The sequence below is a fragment of the Amycolatopsis sp. NPDC004169 genome (genome assembly GCF_040610315.1).
Lineage (GTDB): Bacteria > Actinomycetota > Actinomycetes > Mycobacteriales > Pseudonocardiaceae > Amycolatopsis.
Genome location: NZ_JBEXMD010000003.1, coordinates 56,141 through 76,470, shown reverse-complemented (window position 1 = coordinate 76,470; position 20,330 = coordinate 56,141). Strand labels below are relative to the sequence as shown.

Annotated in this window: 18 protein-coding genes and 1 tRNA gene; 14 read left to right on the top strand and 5 right to left on the bottom strand. The window is 70.3% G+C overall.

Going from position 1 to position 20,330, the window contains the following annotated elements; genetic code table 11:
* The first annotated feature begins 163 nt into the window (after positions 1-163).
* From topA to ABZX11_RS04900, 8 genes are all read left to right on the top strand, one after another.
* The gene (topA, locus tag ABZX11_RS04935; protein ID WP_176174319.1) at positions 164-3,025 is read left to right on the top strand and encodes a type I DNA topoisomerase; all 2,862 of its coding nucleotides are present in this window, start codon (positions 164-166) and stop codon (positions 3,023-3,025) included.
* A gap of 139 nt (positions 3,026-3,164) precedes the next feature.
* Positions 3,165-3,743, top strand: coding sequence for a hypothetical protein (locus tag ABZX11_RS04930; RefSeq protein ID WP_354910000.1), 579 nt, complete (start codon positions 3,165-3,167; stop codon positions 3,741-3,743).
* An 86-nt stretch (positions 3,744-3,829) separates the two neighbouring features.
* A complete protein-coding gene (locus ABZX11_RS04925; protein ID WP_354909998.1) occupies positions 3,830-4,621 on the top strand; it encodes an ESX secretion-associated protein EspG in 792 nt (263 codons plus the stop codon).
* A complete protein-coding gene (locus ABZX11_RS04920) occupies positions 4,614-4,802 on the top strand; it encodes a hypothetical protein (protein WP_176174321.1) in 189 nt (62 codons plus the stop codon). The genes ABZX11_RS04925 and ABZX11_RS04920 overlap by 8 nt, the downstream gene beginning before the upstream one ends.
* On the top strand, positions 4,795-5,586 hold the full coding sequence (locus tag ABZX11_RS04915) for a hypothetical protein (RefSeq protein ID WP_176174322.1): 792 nt from the start codon (positions 4,795-4,797) through the stop codon (positions 5,584-5,586). Before ABZX11_RS04920 ends, ABZX11_RS04915 begins: the two co-directional genes overlap by 8 nt.
* 577 nt (positions 5,587-6,163) lie before the next feature.
* A complete protein-coding gene (locus ABZX11_RS04910) occupies positions 6,164-6,766 on the top strand; it encodes a hypothetical protein (protein WP_354909994.1) in 603 nt (200 codons plus the stop codon).
* A gap of 146 nt (positions 6,767-6,912) precedes the next feature.
* Positions 6,913-9,024 (top strand): dTMP kinase, encoded by a 2,112-nt coding sequence (locus tag ABZX11_RS04905; protein ID WP_354909992.1) that lies wholly within the window; start codon positions 6,913-6,915, stop codon positions 9,022-9,024.
* Positions 9,021-10,226, top strand: coding sequence for a DNA polymerase III subunit delta' (locus ABZX11_RS04900; protein WP_176174325.1), 1,206 nt, complete (start codon positions 9,021-9,023; stop codon positions 10,224-10,226). Before ABZX11_RS04905 ends, ABZX11_RS04900 begins: the two co-directional genes overlap by 4 nt.
* 52 nt (positions 10,227-10,278) lie before the next feature.
* On the opposite strand, the gene ABZX11_RS04895 is transcribed toward ABZX11_RS04900, so the two are convergent.
* The gene (locus tag ABZX11_RS04895; RefSeq protein ID WP_354909989.1) at positions 10,279-11,949 is read right to left on the bottom strand and encodes a hypothetical protein; all 1,671 of its coding nucleotides are present in this window, start codon (positions 11,947-11,949) and stop codon (positions 10,279-10,281) included.
* Between the two features lie 132 nt (positions 11,950-12,081).
* Here ABZX11_RS04895 and ABZX11_RS04890 point away from each other — a divergent pair.
* Positions 12,082-12,155 (top strand) — tRNA-Thr (locus tag ABZX11_RS04890).
* Between the two features lie 1,188 nt (positions 12,156-13,343).
* Here the strand turns inward: ABZX11_RS04890 and ABZX11_RS04885 are convergent.
* The 3 genes from ABZX11_RS04885 to ABZX11_RS04875 form a co-directional block, all read right to left on the bottom strand.
* Positions 13,344-14,321 carry a zinc-binding dehydrogenase gene (locus ABZX11_RS04885; RefSeq protein WP_354909987.1) on the bottom strand — a complete coding sequence of 326 codons (978 nt, stop codon included), beginning with the start codon at positions 14,319-14,321 and terminating at the stop codon, positions 13,344-13,346.
* Positions 14,322-14,355: 34 nt separating this feature from the next.
* Entirely contained in the window at positions 14,356-14,781 is a 426-nt protein-coding gene (locus ABZX11_RS04880; protein WP_354909984.1) for a MarR family transcriptional regulator, read from the bottom strand.
* Between the two features lie 102 nt (positions 14,782-14,883).
* Positions 14,884-15,339: a GreA/GreB family elongation factor gene (locus ABZX11_RS04875; RefSeq protein WP_354909981.1), complete on the bottom strand. Its 456-nt coding sequence runs from the start codon at positions 15,337-15,339 to the stop codon at positions 14,884-14,886.
* Positions 15,340-15,463: 124 nt separating this feature from the next.
* Here ABZX11_RS04875 and ABZX11_RS04870 point away from each other — a divergent pair, with 124 nt between their 5' ends.
* The 5 genes from ABZX11_RS04870 (at position 15,464) to glyA (ending at position 19,834) form a co-directional block, all read left to right on the top strand.
* A complete protein-coding gene (locus ABZX11_RS04870) occupies positions 15,464-16,051 on the top strand; it encodes a TetR family transcriptional regulator (RefSeq protein WP_013230483.1) in 588 nt (195 codons plus the stop codon).
* An 89-nt stretch (positions 16,052-16,140) separates the two neighbouring features.
* Positions 16,141-17,364: a M14 family metallopeptidase gene (locus ABZX11_RS04865; protein WP_354909979.1), complete on the top strand. Its 1,224-nt coding sequence runs from the start codon at positions 16,141-16,143 to the stop codon at positions 17,362-17,364.
* An 84-nt stretch (positions 17,365-17,448) separates the two neighbouring features.
* Positions 17,449-17,967, top strand: a complete 519-nt coding sequence (locus ABZX11_RS04860) for a gamma carbonic anhydrase family protein (RefSeq protein ID WP_176174334.1) — start codon at positions 17,449-17,451, stop codon at positions 17,965-17,967.
* Between the two features lie 33 nt (positions 17,968-18,000).
* Positions 18,001-18,423, top strand: coding sequence for a 50S ribosomal protein L11 (locus ABZX11_RS04855; RefSeq protein ID WP_354909976.1), 423 nt, complete (start codon positions 18,001-18,003; stop codon positions 18,421-18,423).
* A 142-nt stretch (positions 18,424-18,565) separates the two neighbouring features.
* A complete protein-coding gene (gene glyA, locus ABZX11_RS04850; protein WP_354909973.1) occupies positions 18,566-19,834 on the top strand; it encodes a serine hydroxymethyltransferase in 1,269 nt (422 codons plus the stop codon).
* Here the strand turns inward: glyA and ABZX11_RS04845 are convergent.
* On the bottom strand, positions 19,822-20,298 hold the full coding sequence (locus ABZX11_RS04845) for an inositol monophosphatase family protein (protein WP_354909970.1): 477 nt from the start codon (positions 20,296-20,298) through the stop codon (positions 19,822-19,824). The two genes, glyA and ABZX11_RS04845, sit on opposite strands and share 13 nt — an antisense overlap.
* Positions 20,299-20,330: the final 32 nt, after the last annotated feature.

Sequence of the window (20,330 nt, the reverse complement as noted above, 5' to 3'; positions counted from 1 at the left end):
CGTTGGGGAAACATCGTCGAGGTCAGCGGCGATGCGCTGGGCACAGGACCGGCGGCGTGTTGGGCCACCTCCGCGCCGTCCGGCCGGGAACAGCGTGCACACTGGCAGGTCGGGACACGGGCCCTGGCAGGGACGTGGTGCAGTCCCGCGGCGGCGGGACGAGATGAGCGGAGAGCAGGACAGCGTGGCAGGAGCACGGACCAAGAAGAACGGAGCCGCGGCGGCCAACGGCGCCGGGCACCGGCGGCTGGTCATCGTCGAGTCGCCGACGAAGGCCCGCAAGATCGCGCCCTACCTCGGCGGCGGTTACGTCGTCGAGTCCTCCGTCGGGCACATCCGCGACCTGCCGCGTGGTGCCGCCGACGTGCCCGCCCAGTACAAGGGCGAGGCGTGGGCGCGGCTCGGCGTCGACGTCGACAACGGCTTCAAGGCCCTCTACGTGGTCACCCCGGACAAGAAGTCCAAGGTCACCGAGCTCAAGGGGCTGCTGAAGGACGTCGACGAGCTCTACCTCGCCACCGACCCCGACCGCGAGGGCGAGGCCATCGCGTGGCACCTCCTCGAGACGCTCAAGCCGAAGGTCCCGGTCCGCCGGATGGTCTTCCACGAGGTCACCGAGCAGGCCATCCGCGCGGCCGCCGACTCGACCCGCGAGCTGGACGCCGACCTCGTCGACGCCCAGGAGACCCGCCGCATCCTCGACCGCCTCTACGGCTACGAGGTCTCGCCGGTGCTGTGGAAGAAGGTCATGCCGAAGCTCTCGGCGGGCCGCGTGCAGTCGGTGGCGACCCGGATCGTGGTCGAGCGCGAGCGCGAGCGGATGCGCTTCACGTCGGCGTCGTACTGGGACATCTCGGCGACGATGGACGCCGGCGAGGAGGCTTCGCCGCGGAACTTCCCGGCGCGCCTGGTCGCCGTCGACGGCGCGCGGCTGGCCACCGGCCGCGACTTCGGCTCGGACGGGCAGCTCAAGGCTTCGAACAACGAGGTCCGCGTGCTCGCGGAAGCCGACGCGCGGCGCCTGGCCGAAGCGCTGAAGCAGCGTGACTTCAAGGTCTCGAGCGTCGAGGAGAAGCCGTACACGCGGAAGCCGTACGCGCCCTTCATGACGTCGACGCTGCAGCAGGAGGCGGGCCGCAAGATGCGGTTCACCTCGGAGCGCACCATGCGGATCGCGCAGAAGCTGTACGAGAACGGCTACATCACTTATATGCGTACCGACTCCACGACGCTGTCGGAGTCGGCGATCTCGGCCGCGCGCAGCCAGGCCACGCAGCTGTACGGCAAGGAGTACGTCTCGCCGACGCCGCGCCAGTACACGCGCAAGGTCAAGAACGCGCAGGAGGCCCACGAGGCGATCCGGCCGTCGGGCGAGGTCTTCCGCACGCCGGGCCAGGTCGCGGGCGAGCTGGACACCGACGAGTTCCGGCTCTACGAGATGATCTGGCAGCGCACGATCGCGTCGCAGATGGCGGACGCCAAGGGCACCACGATGTCCGTCCGCATCGTCGGCAACGCGACCTCGGGCGAGGAGTGCACCTTCGCCGCTTCGGGCCGCACGATCACCTTCGCGGGCTTCCTCAAGGCGTACGTCGAAGCGGTCGACACCGAGACCGGTGGCGAGGCCGACGACAAGCAGAGCCGCCTCCCGGTGCTGGAGAAGGACCAGGCGCTGACCGCGTCGGAGCTGAGCCCGGACGGCCACACCACGTCGCCGCCGGCCCGGTACTCCGAGCCGAGCCTGGTCAGCAAGCTGGAAGAGCTGGGCATCGGCCGCCCGTCGACGTACGCGTCGATCATCAAGACGATCCAGGACCGCGGGTACGTCTGGAAGAAGGGCTCCGCGCTCGTTCCGTCGTGGGTCGCGTTCGCCGTGATCGGCCTGATGGAACGCCACTTCGAGCGGCTGGTCGACTACGACTTCACCGCCGGCATGGAGGACGAGCTCGACCGCATCGCGGCCGGTGACGAGCAGCGCGCGCAGTGGCTGTCGAAGTTCTACTTCGGCGGCGACATGGGCGTGGACGGCTCGATCGGCCGTCTGGGCGGGCTCAAGAAGCTGGTCGAGGGCAGCGTCGAGGACATCGACGCGCGGGAGATCAACTCGATCCCGCTGTTCAGCGACGCCGACGGGCACACGGTCGTGGTCCGCGTCGGGCGCTACGGGCCGTACCTGGAGCGCGAGGTCAACGGCGAGTCGCAGCGCGCGAACCTGCCCGAGGACCTGCCGCCGGACGAGCTGACGCAGGAGATCGCGGAGAAGCTGTTCGCGACCCCGCAGGAGGGCCGCACGCTGGGCACCGACCCGGTGAGCGGGCACGACATCGTCGCGAAGGAAGGCCGCTTCGGGCCGTACGTGACCGAGGTGCTGCCGGAGATCGAGATCCCCGAAGACGCCACGGCCGCGCAGAAGAAGGCGCTCAAGGCGAAGGCGCCGAAGCCGCGGACGGGCTCGCTGTTCAAGTCGATGGACATCGAGACCATCACGCTGGACGACGCGCTGAAGCTGCTTTCGCTGCCGCGCGTGGTCGGCAAGGACCCGGAGTCCGGTGACGAGATCACCGCGCAGAACGGGCGCTACGGGCCGTACCTGAAGAAGGGCACGGACTCGCGTTCGCTCTCGACCGAGGACCAGCTCTTCTCGATCACGCTCGAAGAGGCGCTGAAGATCTACTCGGAGCCGAAGCAGCGTGGGCGCTCCGCCACGGCGAAGCCGCCGCTCAAGGAGCTCGGCGACGACCCGGTGTCGGGCAAGCCGATGGTGGTCAAGGACGGCCGGTTCGGCCCGTACGTGACCGACGGCGAGTACAACGCGACCCTGCGGAAGGGCGACGAGATCGAGTCGCTGACCGCGGAGCGGGCGGCCGAGCTGCTGGCCGAGAAGCGGGCCAAGGGCCCGGCGCCGAAGCGGAAGGCGCCGGCGCGCAAGCCGGCGGCGACCACGGCGAAGACGGTCAAGGCGGGCACGACGAAGAAGGCGACCACGGCGAAGCGGTCGAGCTCGACCGCGACGAAGGCCAAGTAAGCCGGTTCGAGGGCCTCCCGCAGGTGGGAGGCCCTCGACGTCACACCTTCAGGTGACACCTCGAACGGATGTTCGGGAAAATGTCGGTGGTGCCGGGTTCCATGGACGCGTGACAAGAACACCACGCACCGTGCACGCGGTGACCACCAAGATCCTGAAGCCGGTCCGCGCGGCGGCCGCCGGCACCTCCACCGCCGCGGACCTGATGGAGGCGCTCGAGGGCTTCCGCGGGAGCGGCGGAGTCTGCGGCGTGGCCGTGGCGATGTCCGGTGAACCGTGGACGTCGGCGTTCTTCGACGACCGGTCGGCGTTCGGCGTCGCCGGGGAAGGGCTGCGTCTGTCCGGGCCTTCGCCGGGCGGTGTCGCCGAGCTGCTGCGGCTGGCGTTGACGCGGCTGCCTCCGCTGGCGCCGGTGCCGGGCGAGGGGCTGTGCCTCGATGCCGACGAGCGCGGGGTGCTCGAGCCCGGGCAGGAGTGTCTCGTCCTCGACCTGATGGCCGACCTGCAGCGGCCGCGGTACGGCACGGTCCAGTTCGACATCGCTTGGGATGGCTCGCCCGCGCGGTGGGAGGTGCTGGCGTTCGTCGACGACGACCGCGGACGGCACCTGGCGGCGCTGAGCAGACCGAGGGGCGGCCACCGCCGGCTCTGGTGGCTGCCCGGAACCGTGGAGCGGCTCGCGGAGTTCGTCGAAGGGCGGGTGCCGGAGCATGCCTGAGCCGTTCGCCGACCGCTTAACGACCGATGTCACCCTCTCGAACATATGTGCGAGAAATTGTCGGTGCCAGGGTGTTCAATCGAGGGGTGAGCAACGCAGTCGCCGTCTTCGACGTCATCGACGAGGTCATCGCCCCGCTCTCGGCCGAGGTGCCGGAGCGGCCCTCGGTGATGGAGTTCTACGACCCCGAGTTCGAGATCCCGCCGGTGCTGGCGGACACCGGACCGCTGCCGGGCCGTCCCTGCTCGTCCGAGCTGAGCCTCGCGGACGAAGTGGAGCAGTACACGCGGTTCGTCGCCGGGATGGCCGCGATCGGCCTCGCCCCGGGTGGCGAGGTCACCGCGGAGGCCGTCGGGCTGTACCGGGCGCTGCGCGGTGGCTTCATCCGCGGGGTCGTCACCGGGGTCTTCCCGGCCCGGGCCAAGCCGTGGGAGGTGCGGTTCTTCGGCGACGAGGACTACACCACGGTGCTGCACAAACTGGGCAACCGCGCGCGGCTGCGGTCGGGCTTCCTCAGCGAGCTGCCGGGCTGGGTGTTCGACGGGCTGCCCGACCGGCCGCCGGGGCCGGGCGAGCACCTGCGCATCGAGACCGACGAGCGCGGGCTGATCCCGCGGCGGTGCGAGCGGGCCGTGGAGCTGATCCGGGAGTGCGCGGCCCGGCCGCGGCTGGGCACGGTGCTGGTCGACCTCGCGGTGCGCAACGCGATCCTGGCCGAGTACCCGCACGGCGCGTTCGGGCTGGTGGACAACGACCTCGGGCGGTACCAGTTCAGTGCCGCGGTGGCCCGGAGCGGGCGCTGGACGGTCACCTGGGGGCCGGCCTCGCGGAGCACGGCGGAGCAGTGGATCGTCGAGGCGGTGCAGAGCCATGCCTGAGCAGGTGGAGGTGCGGAAGACGGCCGGAGAGGGCGTGGACAGGGTGGTCGCGGCGGCTTCGAAGGACCTGACGGTGCGCGAGGCGATCCTTGCGGCGGCGGAGCTGAACAGCGATGTGCCCATCCCGCGTGCGTCGGCGGACGCCGGGGCGGAACCGGAGGAAAGGCGGCGCCATGGCTGAACGCACGGCGGCCAGGGAGCTGCTCGAGCTGGCCGCGGGCCCGGTGCTGGCGGCGATGCCGGACCGGGAGCCGGTCGACCGGCTCTACAACCCGGACGTCAGCGACCACGACATCCTGGTCCACGGCCCGGTGTCGGACGACCCGGCCGACCTGGTGGCCGAGGTCGAGCGGCACATGGCGTGGGCAGCGTGGATCGACGGCACCCCGTTCGGCGAGAACGGCGAGCTGAACGAACTCGGCTTCGAGGTGGTCTCGCTGATGCTGCGCGGCTCGGTCCGTGCGGCCCTGTGCGGCGTGTTCGACGACGGCCCGGAGACGGCGGACATCCGCTGCTACGCCGACGGCGAGCGGGCGTTCATGATGGGCTCGCTGCCCGGCCGCACGGCCATCCACCTGGCCGACTTCGAGGAGCTCCCGGAGATGCTGGTGGCCGAGCTCCCGGAGGTCCCGTACGGAGCATCGCCCCGGGCAATCTGGGTCTCGGTCGACGACGACGGCCTGGTCCACGACGGCCAGGACGACGACGTGGGAGCAATGCGAGAACTCCTGGCCCGCCCGAGGTCGGGAACGGCGGTCCTGGACATGCTGGCCTTCGGTGGCCTGTGCGCAGAGTTCCCGGACCACGGCTTCGTCCTGGTCGACACGGACCTGGGCCGCTTCGCGTTGGCGGCGCTGGACCGAGGGGACGGCCGCCGCCAGCTGGTGCTGAGCCCGTTCAGCCGAGGCATGCTGCGCGACTGGTGCCGCAAGATGATCGACCTCGGGCAGGAGGAGATGCCCTGAGCGGGGGAGGAACGAGGGTTGGACCAAGGGGAGGGGGGCGGGGGCGGGGGGCGGGGGGATGATCGGATGGGAGCGGGGAATCTCCTCCGGCGCCCCAACGTCCGGCCGGGCGCCCCAACGCGTGGCGCGGCGCACCGGCTTCGGCCGGCCGCTGCGTCCGGAGGCGTCGTATCGATCGGCGGACTCCCAACGCCAGTCCGGTCGGCGGCGAGAGCGCAACCAAGCCGCCGCAACTCGAAACCGCTCCCGCCCGAACCAGCCCAAGCCAGCCGAAGCGGAGCCGGCCAACCTCCATCCCGCCTCAGCCGTACCCCGAGCCCCCACCCGCAAACTGGCCACCCGAAGGCCACCCCCTGGCCAACCGCCCCCAACCGGCGACTGTGACCCGTTTCACTACGATCTGTCACCATCAGCGGTCGACCCGGTGACCGGCGGGCTGGACACTTCAGGTGGTTCGGGCACAGGCTTGCGCTGCGTGACCGACCATCCACTGGAGACAGAGCCATTGGGCGGATGCGTTATCCGCCAGCGTCGCTACCCTGGAAAGGCGAGGACATTCAGTAGTGAGGTGGTCACCATGAGCGCGAACGGTGAGGCTCCCTTCTTCAATGCCCCCGAGCTCACTCAGCGCGACGGCACTCTGTCCGAAGCACCCGGCGAGATGTTCGCGGACCCGGTATCCGGGCTGGTCACCGCGTCGCCCGAGCCGCGCACGGCCATTCCGAATGGCCACGAGCCCCTCGCCATTCCGGTGGCCGGGCCGGTGAAGCCGGACGAAGAGGCCGTGCGCCGGATGGTCGAGGAGACGCTCCGCGAGGACCAGGGTGTCAAGGCGCCGGAGGCCATTCCGCCGGCCGGCACCCTGAACCAGGGGCAGCCGCTTGGCCTGCTTCCGCGGCAGCGGAACCGGCGGCGCACCTGGCCGACCCGGCCGCCGCAGATCATGCGGCCCGTGCGGCAGGATCCGCTCGCCGAAGACGAAGCGGACGACGTCGAACTCGTGCCCGTCAAGCGGCGCAGGCTGCCGAAGGTGCCTTCGGTGTCCATGCCGGCGTTCAACCGGCCGTCGTCGAGTGCGGCGGGGGTCATGCTCGCCGTCGCTCTGCTGATCGTGTTCGGATTCGTCGCCATCGAGATGGTGTCGAGCCTGGTCAGCAGCGTCACCGGGCTGTTCGACTAGCGTTCCCCCGCCGGTCACCGCGTGCCTCGCACCACGGGGCCGTCCCGCGTGCCAAGGGCCGATCGGGCTACCCTGGCTTCACGGTCGGGTCCCTCCCGGGTGTCCGGCACCGCGGTGACTAGTGGGGTGGGCGTATCAGCGAGGGCGTGCGATCGGTACCCGGGGCCGGCCCGGGTGCGTCGTCGGGCGCCGAGGCGTCCACGATCAACCGGGTCCGGCGGGTGCTGGCGATCAAACCGTTCCGGCGCCTGTGGGGCGTCACGTACCTGTGCAGCGTGGCCGACTGGCTGAACATCCTGGCCCTCACCGGCCTGGCCACGAAGCTGACCGACAACTACTTCGCGCAGAACTTCGCCTTCGTCGGCGTCGTCCTGACCGGCCTGGCTCCGGGGCTGCTGTTCGCCCCGGTCGGCGGGCTGCTCGCCGACCGGTTCGACCGCCGCAAGGTGATGGTCGTCGCCGACCTGCTGCGGTGCGGCTTCCTGCTGTCCATCGCGATCGTCAGCGCGCCCTGGTGGCTGCTCGCCGGCAACTTCCTCGTCGGCTGCGCGTCGAGCATGTGGATCCCCTCGAAAGAGGCCGCGGTCCCCAACCTGCTCCGCCGCCCCGACCAGGTCGAGACGGCCAACCAGCTCGGCATGGTGATGACCTACGGCCTCGCCGTCATCACCGCCGCCGGCGCGAACGCGGTCATCACCGGCGTCAACACGACGTTCCACCTGTTCCCCGGCGACCCGAGCCTCAACATCGCGAAGCTGGTCGTCATCATCACCGGCCTGCTCTACCTGGCCAGCGCCATCCTCATCGCCACCCGGATCCCCGAGCTCTCGCTGCGCAACGTCCACGCGCTGCCGGAGCAGAAGGTCAAGGCGGCCGACGAGGAGAAGCTCGGCATCGGCGCGATGATCGCCGACGGCTTCCGGTTCATCCGCAGCACGCCGCTCGTGCGCGGGCTGCTGGTGGGTGCGTTCGGCGCGTTCGTCGCCGGCGGCGCCGTGATCGGCTCGGCCAAGCCGTACTCCTCCAGCTTGGGAGCCGGTGACTCCGCGTTCAGCCTGCTCGTCCTCGCCGTCTTCCTCGGCCTCGCCACCGGCATGGTCTTCGCGCCCAAGCTCGCCCGCCGGCTCCCGCACGACCGGCTGTTCGGCCTCTCGATCGTCGCGGCCGCGATCTCGCTCGGCTTCGTGGCGCTGTCCCCGCATCTGACCGTCTCACTGATCGCCGTGGTGCTGGTCGGCGTCTGCGCCGGCATCGCGTTCCTCACCGGCGTGACCATCATCGGCTCGCGCGTCGAGGACGCCATCCGCGGCCGGATCAACGCGATCTACCAGCTGATGATGAAGCTGGTGCTGTTCGGCACCACGGTCACCGTGCCACTGCTCGTCGGCGCGGTGCACCGGAACACGATCACCGTCTGGGGCAGCCCGCTCACCATCGACGGCACGCGCCCGGTGATGCTCGGCGGCGCCGCGATCGCGCTGGTCGCCGGCCTCTTCGCCTACCGGCAGATGGACGACAAGCGCACCGAGCCGATCCTCGCCGACCTCCGCAACGCGCTGCGCCGCACGCCGCGGCGCGTCAACGGCTACCTCATCGCCGTCGAGGGCACCACCGCGATCAACACCGCCATCCAGGCCGTCAACCTCGCCGACTGGATGCGCGGCGGCACCCGTCCGGTCGTCGTCGCCGCGGACCCGGCGCTCGACGACCAGCGGCTCACCGCGCTCGTCTCGGGCGCCTCGCTCACCGGCGCGCGGGCCCAGGCGCTGGCCGCGGCCGCGGTGCGGGCCGACATCGTCGAGCGGCACGTCCAGCCGGCGCTGGACGCCGGTTCGGTGGTCGTCATGGAGCGGTTCGTCGACTCGCCGCTGGCCCACCTGTCCGCCGTCGCAGGGCTCGACAGCGACGAGCTCGAGGGCCTCGCCGACTGGGCGACCGGCCGGCTGCGCCCCGACCTCACCATCCTGCTCGACTCCGCCCCGAACGGCGCCCCGCGCGACAGGTCGGCCGCGATGAACGACCAGTGGCGCGTCCAGCACCTGCTCTCCGAGATGGCGGCGGCGGACCCGGATCGCTACCTGGTGATCGACGCCGACGGCACCGACGACGAGGTCGCCGAGCGCATCCGCACCGCGTTGCGCGCGGTGTTCGTCGGACGGCTGGCCGCGCTGGCGCCGACGGCGGAGAAACCGGTGACGCTCCCGCTGGACACCCTGCCCATCGAGACGCCGGAAGAGCCTCGCGTGGAGGCGAAGTGACGACGACCGAACGCATCGGCGTCTGGAACCAGCTGGTCGGCCAGGAACCCGCGGTCGAGACGCTGAGCGCGGCCGCTTCGGCCGCCGCCAAGATCATCGCCGGCGAACCGGCGCCGCCCGGCGCGATGACGCACGCCTGGCTGCTCACCGGCCCGCCCGGCTCCGGCCGTTCGGTGGCCGCGCGGACGTTCGCCGCGGCCCTGCAGTGCAGCACCGGCACCGGCTGCGACGCCTGCCCCGGCTGCCACACGACGATGGCGGGCACGCACGCCGACGTCCGGCTCGTGGTGCCGGAAGGCCTGTCGATCTCGGTCGCCGAGATGCGCGCGCTGGTCCAGGCCGCCGCGCGCCGCCCGACGACCGGCAACTGGCAGGTCGTGATCATCGAGGACGCGGACAGGCTCACCGAAGGCGCGTCGAACGCGCTGCTGAAGGCCGTCGAGGAGCCGCCGGACCGCACGGTCTTCCTGCTCTGCGCGCCGTCGGACCACCCCGAGGACGTCTCGGTGACGATCCGCTCGCGCTGCCGCCTGGTGACGCTCCGGACGCCGCCGCCGGAGGCGATCGCGGACGTGCTGATGCGCCGTGACCACGTCGACGCCGAGCGCGCGCACTGGGCCGCTGCCGTGTGCGGCGGCCACGTCGGCCGCGCGCGACGGCTCGCCACCGACGAGGCCGCGCGGCAGCGCCGGGCCACCGTGCTGCGGATCCCGCTCGGCCTCCGCCGGATGAGCGACGTCTTCACCTGCGCCGACCAGCTGATCAGCGCGGCCGAGGCGGACGCGGGCGAGGCCAGCAAGGCCCGCGACGAAGACGAGCGCAACGAGCTGCGGACGGCGATGGGCGGCGACGGCGTCGGCAAGGGCGTCGCCGGCGCGAAGCGAGCCGCCGAAGCCGCGGTCAAGCAGCTGGAGAAGAAGCAGAAGTCCCGCGCGACCCGAACCCAGCGCGACACGCTCGACCTCGCGCTGGTCGACCTCGCCGGCTTCTACCGCGACGTCCTGGTGACGGCGACCCGCTCCGGCGCGACCCTCAACCACCCGGACCACGCCGACCAGATCCGCGAGGCGGCGGCGTCGTGGACGACCGAGTCGACGCTGCGCCGGCTCGAAGCGGTGCTGGAGTGCCGCGAGGCGATCGAGCTGAACGTGAAGCCGCGCATCGCCGTCGAGGCGATGGTCACCACGCTGCGCCAGGGCTGAACACGAAGGAGCCCGCCAGGCGCGCCTGGCGGGCTCCTTCACACCCCTCGGGTCATTCGCGCGGACGCGGCGAGGGCTTGAACGGCTTCTCCTCGACGGCCACGGCCAGCGGGCGCCGCCGTCCGCCCGGCATCGCGGCCACCATGACCACGCCGAGCAGCAGCATCGCGGTGCCGGTCCAGAACAGCGGCACGGTGTCGTACGCGCCACCGGTGTAGGCGAGGTTCTTGACCGGGCCCTTCGGCGCCTCCCCGCCCGCGGGCGGCGGCGTCGACGTGGTCGTCCCGCAGACGACACCGCCGGTCGGCGCGTACGCCCGGGCGATCTGCTCGCCGAGCGACAGCTGGGCCAGCGACGACGGCAGGTTCTTCGCCTGGTCGTCGGGCAGCAGGCTCTTGAGCTTGGTCGTCGGCAGCAGCTGCAGGTCGAACATCCGCGCCGACGCGCCCAGCTGGTACCCGGCGAACGGCGTGGTCATGTTCGCGGACTTCTGGTCGAGCCCGGCGATGCTCAGCCGCAGCACGCCGAGGTCGAGCACGGTGCCCGCGGTGTTGCCGACCTGTTGGAGGCCCTTGGTGAGGGTCGAGACCAGGCCGCCGACCACCGGGATGTCGTCGACCTGCCCGAACTGGTCGCTGAGCCCCTTCAGCGGCAGCCCGATCGGGATGTCCTTGGTGGGGTGCGCGGCATCCAGCGTGTAGAGCGTCTTCCCACCGGCGGCGATGGTCAGCACCGGCGCGGTGTACTCGACCTTGGACGTCTTCGCGTCGCCGGTGGAGGTCACCTTGAGGGTCGGCTGGCTGACGACCTTGATGCTCAGCGCCAGCGGCGTGCCCTTGAGGATCTCGATGTCCGCGGCCTGCAGCGTCGACGTCGACTGCACGGCCTTGTTCTTCGAGCCGGGAATGTCGACCAGCTTGACCTGCGACCGCGAGGACAGCGTGTTCGGCAGGCTCAGCAGCGAGCCGGTGCCGTCCTTGGCGGTCTGCCCGCCGCCCTGGAGCAGGCCGCCGAGGCTCTGCAGGCCCTTGGTCAGGTCGAACCCGCTGGCGAGCGAGCCCGGGTCGAGCTTCGGCTTCAGCGCATCGAGGCCGAGGTTCGGCATCGACGGCACGACGTTCAGCAGCGACAGGCTCGCCACCGACGTGCTGGCATCGGCGATGGTGTCGACGCACGGGCCGAGCGAGTCACTCCACCGAGCGTGCGCGCTCCCGTTGAGCAATCCCAGGTTGAGCAGCGGATTCGACGGCGCATTGAGGCCCCCGCTGATCGGCTGCGCGTTGTCCGGCAGGGCGGTTTGCACAACGCTGCCGGGGGTCTGCGGCGCGTTCCCGCCGACGGACAGCCCGAAGGGAGACGCCTGCGCGATCGCCTTCTCGTAGCTCAGGTAGGCATCCGAGTTCGCCGACGCGCTGGAGAGGCCCATCCCGGCCTCGAGCGCGGACTGCTTGGGCAGCGTGTCCCCGAACCCGGGCAGGATGGTCTTGGTCGGCACGGCGTTGGGCAGAAGCCGGATGATCCCGAGAGCGGTCCCGGCATCCCCGACGGCCTTCCCCAGGGGCTGCGGCCCGATGGGAGCGGAGATGGGCGCCTGCCCCGGATTCGCCGGCTGCGGAATCGGCGTCGTGGGGTAGGTGGTGTCGGCGTAGGAAGGCGCCGCGCTGAGCAGGAGCAACGCAGCAGCCGCCGGCAACGCCGCCGAGCGGGGCAGTCTTCGCCGCATGTGCCAGAGCCTCCAAGTGGGTAGACCGGTGATGAGACCGGCGTCATAGGGCGTTAACGACGGTCCCCCCGGAAAGTGACGCGCACAGCTTCCGCTACACTTGCTACCGTCGCCAGCGGAAGCCGGAGACACGCCGCCTTAGCTCAGTCGGCCAGAGCGATTCACTCGTAATGAATAGGTCAGGGGTTCGATTCCCCTAGGCGGCTCCGCAGGTCAGGCCCCATCCGAGACACCTCGGGTGGGGCCTGACTCGTCCGGTGGGTGACAGAGTGAGTGACCTGGGCGGCGGGAGGTTCAGCCGCTCTCACCTGGAGTGATCAGTGTCTTGCACTCCGTGGCCTCCGGCGAGGATGCCGTGCGCGAGCTCATGCGTGCATTCAAGCTGGCGCTCACATCAGTGTTGCGGCCTCTGGGTGAAGCACGCGACCCGATCTACGTCAAACGGAGACGACGGCCGAGGGTAACCTCGCCCAGGGTATATGCAGTTCTGAACGCTCGGATGAGGTCGTCGGACGAAGGCCATCCGTCGTCTGGGTGAGCACAGCAATATCGAACCTGTCGCAGATGATGGACGTCGTCAGAACGTAAGCCACTTATTTCGACGACGTGGCCGACTGCGCGTTTCGGGTCCGGAGCGAGGTGGAGAAGGCGCGCCCAGGTATCCATCACGCGTACCACTCCCATGCCTTTTTGGGGTTCTTTGGGTGCACTGTCCGTCAATCCTTGGAGGCGACTGAGCTTGGAACGACCGCTGTCTCTTGCCGGACCTGTCCCTGATGTCGACACGGGCGTCAACCGGATATCACGGGTCAGCTCACTCAGGGCATGTGCAGTCATGAACGCTCGTGTGAGGTGGTCGGACGAAGGCCATCCGTCGACCGTATGAGCGCAAGTATTCCTGGCTTGCCGCATATGCTCAACTTGTTCATAGGGCAGGCCATTGTGCAGAGCGATGTGGCCCACTGCGCGGTTCGGGTCCGGAGCGATTCGGCAGAGCCGCGCCCACGTGTCCAGCAAGTGGACCACTCCGCTGCCGTCCTTGGGGGCGCAGTCCGTCAATTTTCCGAGTAGATCAGTGTTGGACTTCGTGCCAGGGCGCACTTGCCAGTCAGGTTCCTCGCGCTGCTGCATGGCGCATGATTATGGCTGTCCGCGCCGGCGATGGCTATGTGTTCGAGGAATAAATACGAACTGGCTGGTGCGATGACCACAAATGATCATCGGTTGGTCAAGTGGCTCGATCTGAGGCGATGTGTAGCCGACTCGGTGATCGTTTCTGGGTGCCGTACCAGGTGAAGGCTGGGCCGTCAGCGAGAATTCCGCTCGTAATGAATTGGGGGCGATTCCCCAGACGGCTCCGCAGGGTGGAGAAAGTCCCAAGGTGCAGGTGGTGGTCAGGGAACCAGGACCAGTTTGCCTTCGACCTCACGGTTTTCCAGCCGCCGATGCGCTTCCGCGGCCTGCTCCAGCGGCAGCGTGACAACCTCAGGCGCGATAGCGCCGACAGCCAGCTGCCCGACCAGCGCAGCGATGTCCGCCCGAAAGCCGAGCGGGTCCTTATCGACCGCGCGGGCCACCGTGTGCACCACCACCCGTGGCCCCGGCGTCAGCTTCGCCCGCACGAGTGCGCCGACCGTTCGCGTCATGGCGCCGGCCTTGGAGTAGCCGGCTCCGGTGGCGAAACTGAATCCGTACGACACCACCACTCCCGACCGCTTCGTGACACGTCGGGAGCGTGCCAGCGATGGGCCTCCCACCGGGTCGAACACCGCCGCGACCGGGGTGGGTACCTTGGACTGGTCCGCTACCCACCTGGCGCCGCCTGCAAGCACCCTGCCGCGTCGGCCCGGGCTTGAGGTGCCGTAGACCTCCACCCCTGCCGCTCTGGCTATCTGGGACAACGCCGATCCCACTCCTCCGGCGGCTCCGAGCACCAGTACGGCCTCACCAGCTGAAGGCCTGGCCACGTGGTGGAACATCTGCCACGCCGTGAGGTAGTTGAGCATCAGCGCGTCCAGCTTCTCGGCGGGCGGTCCCTCCGGCAGCGGTGCTGTCCGCTGCACCGGCGCCAGGACGTGCGTTGCGTATCCGCCGTCGCCGATCAGGGCTCCGACGCGCTGGCCTGCCGTGAACTCCGTGACGCCGGGGCCGACGCGGGCGACGTGGCCGACGACGTCGAACCCCTGGACCTCCGGGAGGGCGCCGGGGGTCAGGCCTCTGCGGGTCGAGATGTCGTGGAACGCCACGCCCGCGGCCTCCGTGGTGATCAAGATCTGTCCGGGGCCCGGTTCCGGCACCGGCATGGCCTCCACCCGGAGCACCTCGGGACCTCCCGTGGCTGTCAGCCGCACCCGTCTTGCCGTAGTCGTCATGCCCGAAAGATACATGAGAATCTCAAGGAAGTGCTCAACTAGTTTCGTCGAGCGCCTTCGCGAGCAGGGACTGCAGGAGCACCTGTTCCTCGTCGCCGAGGTGTGCGAAGGGGGAGTGCCTGGCGACGACGGCGAGGAGCCGCTCGCGCACCTTCCGGCCTTCGGCGGTCAGCACCAGTGTCCGGACGCGGCCGTCCCGCGGGTGCGGGCGCCGCTCGGCGAGCCCGCGTTCCTCCAGCTGTGCGCTGAGCAGGCTGATGTTGGAAGGGTCGCAGCGCATGAGGACGGCCAGCTTGCGCAGCGGCTGCGGCTCGGCCTCCGGGTCGAGGATCCACAGCAGGTTCGCCGTCGGCCCGGTGAGCTCCAGCCGCTCCAGGCCGTCGTTCATGCGGCCGGCGACCTCTCCGGCCAGGGCCGTCACCTGGTACAGCAACGAAGCCGCTAGCTCATCGACCGCCATGCTTCGAGCATAACTTGAGGTACTCCTGGAATTTCTCCACGAGACGAGAGGGGAACCACCCGTCCGAAGGGCCCCCGGGCGGGGGCCCTTCGGCGGCGGAACCTACTTCGGCGGGGTCAGCTTCACCACCGTGGCCTTGGCGTCGCCGCGGGGGGTTCGATAGGTGATCTCGTCGCCCGCCGATGCTCCGACCAGGGCCAGGCCCAGTGGGCTGTCCGAGGTGATCGCGTCCGCGTCCTCGCCCGGGACCGTCACCACCTGGAACGTCTCTTCGTCTCCGTCGGAGAAACGCAGCGTGACGACCGTGCCGTCCGGGAGCTGGCTGTTGCCGTAGCCGCCGTGTTCCATCTTGGCCGCGAGGTCGGCGATCTGGCGGTCGAGGCGGGCCGCGGCCTCGGCCCGGTCGATCACGTCCGCCTGGTCCGCCGCGTCCCCGGTGCGTTCCTGTTCGCCGGGTTGCGGCGCGAGGGCTTCCCGCTGCGCGCGCAAGTTCGCGATTTCCTTCTCCAGCTGGCTGCGCGCAGCCGGGCTGAGCCCCTTGTCCCCTGAGATCACCATGCCGGGCATTGTCCGCTGCGCGGACCGGGGTGGCCAATCCGGTTTTTCACCCGAAAGCCGCCGACAGGACGTCTGCCCTAGGGTTTGGGGTCCGGCGTCCAGGAAGAAGGTAACGAGAATCACCGTGAGCGCAGTCCCCGGCCGCAGCGAGCGGCTCTCGCCGAACCAGCTGGCCAAGCAGGAACAGATCGTCGAAGCCGCGCGGGTCGTCCTCGCCCGCGACGGGCTCGCCGGGTGCACCGTCCGGGCCATCGCCGACGCCGGCCCGCTCACCAAGAGCGCGATCCACTACTACTTCGCCGACATCGACGTCCTCATCGATCGGGCGATGGCCGCGCACATCACCGCCTTCGCCGCCGGCCTGCGCGAGGTCGCCGCGAAGCACGACGAACCCCGTGAGCGGCTCTTCGCCGTCCTCGAGGAGTACCTGAGCGTCTTCGCCGCGAACCCGAACGCCGCCTTCCTCTGGTTCGAGTACTGGATCGCCGCCGGACGGGCGCAGCACCCGCAGGCCATCGACGTCATGCTGACCTCGCTCACCGAGCTGCTCGCCGAGCTCCTCGCCCCACTCGACGTCGACGACCCGCGGGCCCGCGCCCGGGCGTTGCTGTCCTACCTGCTGGGCACGGTCGTCCAGCAGCGGGTGCGCCCGCGGCCGTTCGCCACGCTGCGTGCCGACATCGAGGCGCTCTGTTTCGCGAACTACGGGTAGAAACCGCCAATAGATCCGTACTGCTCCGGATTGTGCCCTCCGTCCGGCTCCCGCCAAGGTCGAGGGAACCCCCGAGAGCAGGAGACGTGATGCGCACACGAACGTGCACGGCCGCGGCCGCGGCGGTCCTCTTGGTGCTCACCGTTGGCGGCACGGCCGGTGCCGCCCAGCCCGACGGCCCGCAGGTCTACGAGATCGCCGGCGCCGGCACGGCCCAGCAGCGCACCGAGGTCGCGAAGACCGGTGCCGACATCCTCGACAGCACGAACGGCACGACCACGGTCATCGCCACGCCCGGCGAAGCCGCCCAGCTGCGCGCGCAGGGCTTCGCCGTCAAGGCGCTCGGCAAGGTCGACCGGCCGCTGGGCGCGGCGGCTGCCGCGGACTTCCCGGCCGGCTACACCGGCTACCACACCTACGCCGAAACGCAGACCGAGCTGCAGAAAGCCGTCGCGAACCACCCGTCGCTCACGAAGCTCGGCAGCGCCGGCACCTCGTACGAAGGCCGGGCGCTCTCGCTGATCAAGATCAGCGACAACGCCGCCACCGACGAGAACGAGCCCGAGGTGCTCTTCACCTGCAACCAGCACGCGCGCGAGCACCTCACCACCGAGATGTGCCTGCACATCGTCGATCGGCTGACCAGCGGGTACGCCACCGATCCCGCGATCAAGCGACTTGTCGACAGCACCGAGGTCTGGGTCATCCCCAGCGTCAACCCGGACGGCTCCGAGTACGACATCTCCGGCGGCACGTTCCACAGCTGGCGCAAGAACCGCCAGGGTCCCGGCACCGACCCCAACCGCAACTGGGGCTACAAGTGGGGCTGCTGCGGCGGCTCGTCCGGCTCGACGTCCAGCGAAACCTACCGCGGCACGGCGGCGTTCTCCGCGCCCGAGACGCGCGCCGTCTCGAACTGGGTGAACTCGCGGGTGGTCGGCGGCGTCCAGCAGATCAAGACGCACATCGACTTCCACACCTACTCCGAGCTGGTGCTGTGGCCCTTCGGCTACACCTACGCCGACACCGCGCCGGGCCTGACCGCGGCCGAGGCGCAGAAGTTCCAGACGCTCGGCAAGCAGATGGCCGCGACCAACGGCTACACGCCGGAGCAGTCCAGCGACCTCTACATCACCGACGGCAGCGTCAACGACTGGATGTGGGCGACGCACAAGATCTGGAGCTTCACCTTCGAGATGTACCCGAAGGGCAGCAGCCCCGGCTTCTACCCGCGTGACACGCAGATCGTCCCGCAGACCACGCGCAACGACCAGGCCGTGGACATCCTGATCAACGCCGCGATCACCGGCTGACCCCCAGCAGCCGGCCGCGGCCCGCGAACAGCCGCCTTCCCCGCTCGGCCGGGGAAGGCGGCCTGCGCGGTTTAGGGTGCGGGCATGCCTCTGTTCTCGTTCGAAGGGCTCAGCCCGCAGGTCCACCCGGACGCCTGGATCGCGCCCACCGCCACCCTCATCGGCGACGTCGTCGTCGAGAAGGACGCCTCGATCTGGTTCGGCGCGGTGATCCGGGCCGACTTCGGCCGGATCGTCATCCGGGAGGGCGCCAACATCCAGGACAACTCGGTGATCCACGTCAACGACGGCGTCTGCGAGGTCGGCAAGAACGTCACCGTGGGCCACCAGTGCCTGGTGCACGACTGCACGATCGGGGAGCAGGCGCTGATCGGCAACGGCTCGACGGTGCTCGACAAGGCGAAGATCGGCGCGCGGGCGCTGGTCGCGGCCGGGGCGACGGTCACGCCGGCGACGGAGGTGCCCGAGGAGGTCATCGCGATGGGCAGCCCGGCGAAGAAGTTCGTCCCGCTGACCGACTCGGCGCGGATGTGGGTCGAGCACAACGCGGCGATCTACCAGGAGCTGGCACGGCGGCACCGCGCTGGCACGAAACCGGTTTGACCCTCCAGTAACTGGAGACTCTAGCTTCGGGGCATGGCTCCGAAGAAGAAACTCACCCACCGGGTCACCCTGGAACTCAGCGCGGGCAACGCCCCGGTCGTCGACCTCGGCAAGATGCTGGGGCAGACCGGGGTCAACCTGGTGGAGATCAAGAAGGCCTACGACTCGGCGACGGCGGCGCAGCGCGGCGACGTCGTGCCGGTGGTCGTCTCGGTGTTCGAGGACCGCTCGTTCGCGCTCCGGCTCAAGACGCCGCCGACGTCGTTCCTCATCAAGAAGGCGTTGGGCGACAAGGGGTCGGCGCGGCCGGGACACGAGGTCGCGGGGAAGCTCACGCGGGAGCAGCTGCGGGAGATCGCCGAGCGCAAGCTGCCGGACCTCAACACGTCCGACGTCGAGGCGGCGATGCGCACGATCGCGGGCACGGCCCGGTCGATGGGAGTGGTCGTCGGCTGAGTGCACCGCGCTTCGAGCGCCGTGGACTACGCTTTACCGCGCAGCAGCGACTGGCGCCATCGAGGTGGAGCACCACCGGGAAGCGACGACGAGGCCGGCACCGCGCGCCTGGGTGAAGGCCACTCCAGAGCCGGAGTACGCCATGACACACCAGCCAGCACTGAACGCGCTCGCCACCGCCGACCCCGCCATCGCCGGGCTCGTCGAGGACGAGGCGAAGCGCCAGCACGACAAGATCCGCCTGATCGCCTCGGAGAACTACGTCTCGCAGGCCGTGCTCGAGGCGACCGGATCCGTCCTCACCAACAAGTACTCCGAGGGCTACGCGGGCAAGCGGTACTACGAGGGCCAGCAGTTCATCGACCAGGTCGAGCAGCTGGCGATCGAGCGGGCGAAGGCCGTGTTCGGCGCCGACCACGCGAACGTCCAGCCGTACTCCGGGTCGCCGGCGAACCTGGCCGTGTACCTGGCTTTTGCGCAGCCGGGTGACACCGTGCTCGGCATGGCGCTGCCGGACGGCGGCCACCTCACGCACGGCTGGAGCGTGTCCGCGACCGGCAAGTGGTTCACCCCGGTGCGCTACGGCGTCGCCAAGGAGACCGGCCGGGTCGACCTCGACCAGGTGCGCGACCTGGCCCGGCAGCACCGGCCGAAGCTGATCTTCGCCGGCGGCACGGCGATCCCGCGCACGATCGACTTCCCGGTGTTCGCCGAGATCGCCGCCGAGGTGGACGCGGTGCTCGTCGCGGACATCGCGCACATCGCCGGCCTGGTCGCGGGCGGCGCGCACCCGTCGCCGGTCGGGCACGCGCAGGTGATCACGACGACCACGCACAAGACCCTGCGCGGCCCGCGCGGCGCGATGATCCTGTCCGACGCCGACCACGCCAAGGCGGTCGACAAGGCCGTCTTCCCCGGCCTGCAGGGCGGCCCGCACAACCACACGACCGCGGCGATCGCCGTCGCGCTCGGTGAAGCGCAGCAGCCTTCGTTCTCCGACTACGCGCACGCGATCGTCGCCAACGCGAAGGCGCTGGCCGACGCGCTGCTGGCGCGCGGCTACGACCTGGTGTCCGGTGGCACGGACAACCACCTGCTCCTGATCGACCTGACGAACAAGGCGGTCGCGGGCAAGCCGGCGGCGCAGGCCCTCGACCGCGCGGGCATCGAGCTGAACTACAACACGGTCCCGTTCGACCCGCGCAAGCCGTTCGACCCGTCCGGCATCCGGCTCGGCACGTCCGCGATCACGACCCGCGGGCTGAAGCCGGAGCACCAGGTCCAGGTGGCGGAGTGGATCGACCGCACGGTGACGGCCGCGGCCGCGTCCGAGGAGGCGGCGCTGGACACGATCGCCGCGGAGATCCGCGAGTTCCTGGCGCCGTTCCCGATCCCCGGCTACTCGGCCTGACGCAGGATTTCGAGCACCCGCGGGTGCAGAGCCGGTGCGGCGGCGAGGAAGCTGCCGGCCGACGGCGTCCACGGGACGCCGTCGGCGGTGGTGACCACCGCACCGGCTTCCCGCGCGATCAAGGCGGCGCCGGCGAGGTTCGTCGCGTCGCGGCCGTACTGCCAGAAGAAGTCCAGCCGCCCGGCGGCGACGTCGGCGACCTGCCACGACGTCGGCCCGAGGTTCCGGACGGCGGCGACCGCGCCGAGCACGGCGGTCAGCGACCGCCCGGCGGCTTCCGCGACGCCCGGCTGCTGCGTGACGAACGGCGGCTGGCTGGTCGCCGCGACCACGGCGTCCAGGGTGAGCTTCCGCGAGGGGGCGATCGGCGTTGTGTCCTCGCCTTTCCGGGCTACGTAGGTCTCTTTCAGGTTCGGTGAGTGCAGCACCGCGAGTTCCGGCTCGCCGTCGCGGACCAGCGTCACAGTGAGGCAGTACTGCGGCAGGCCCTGGAGGA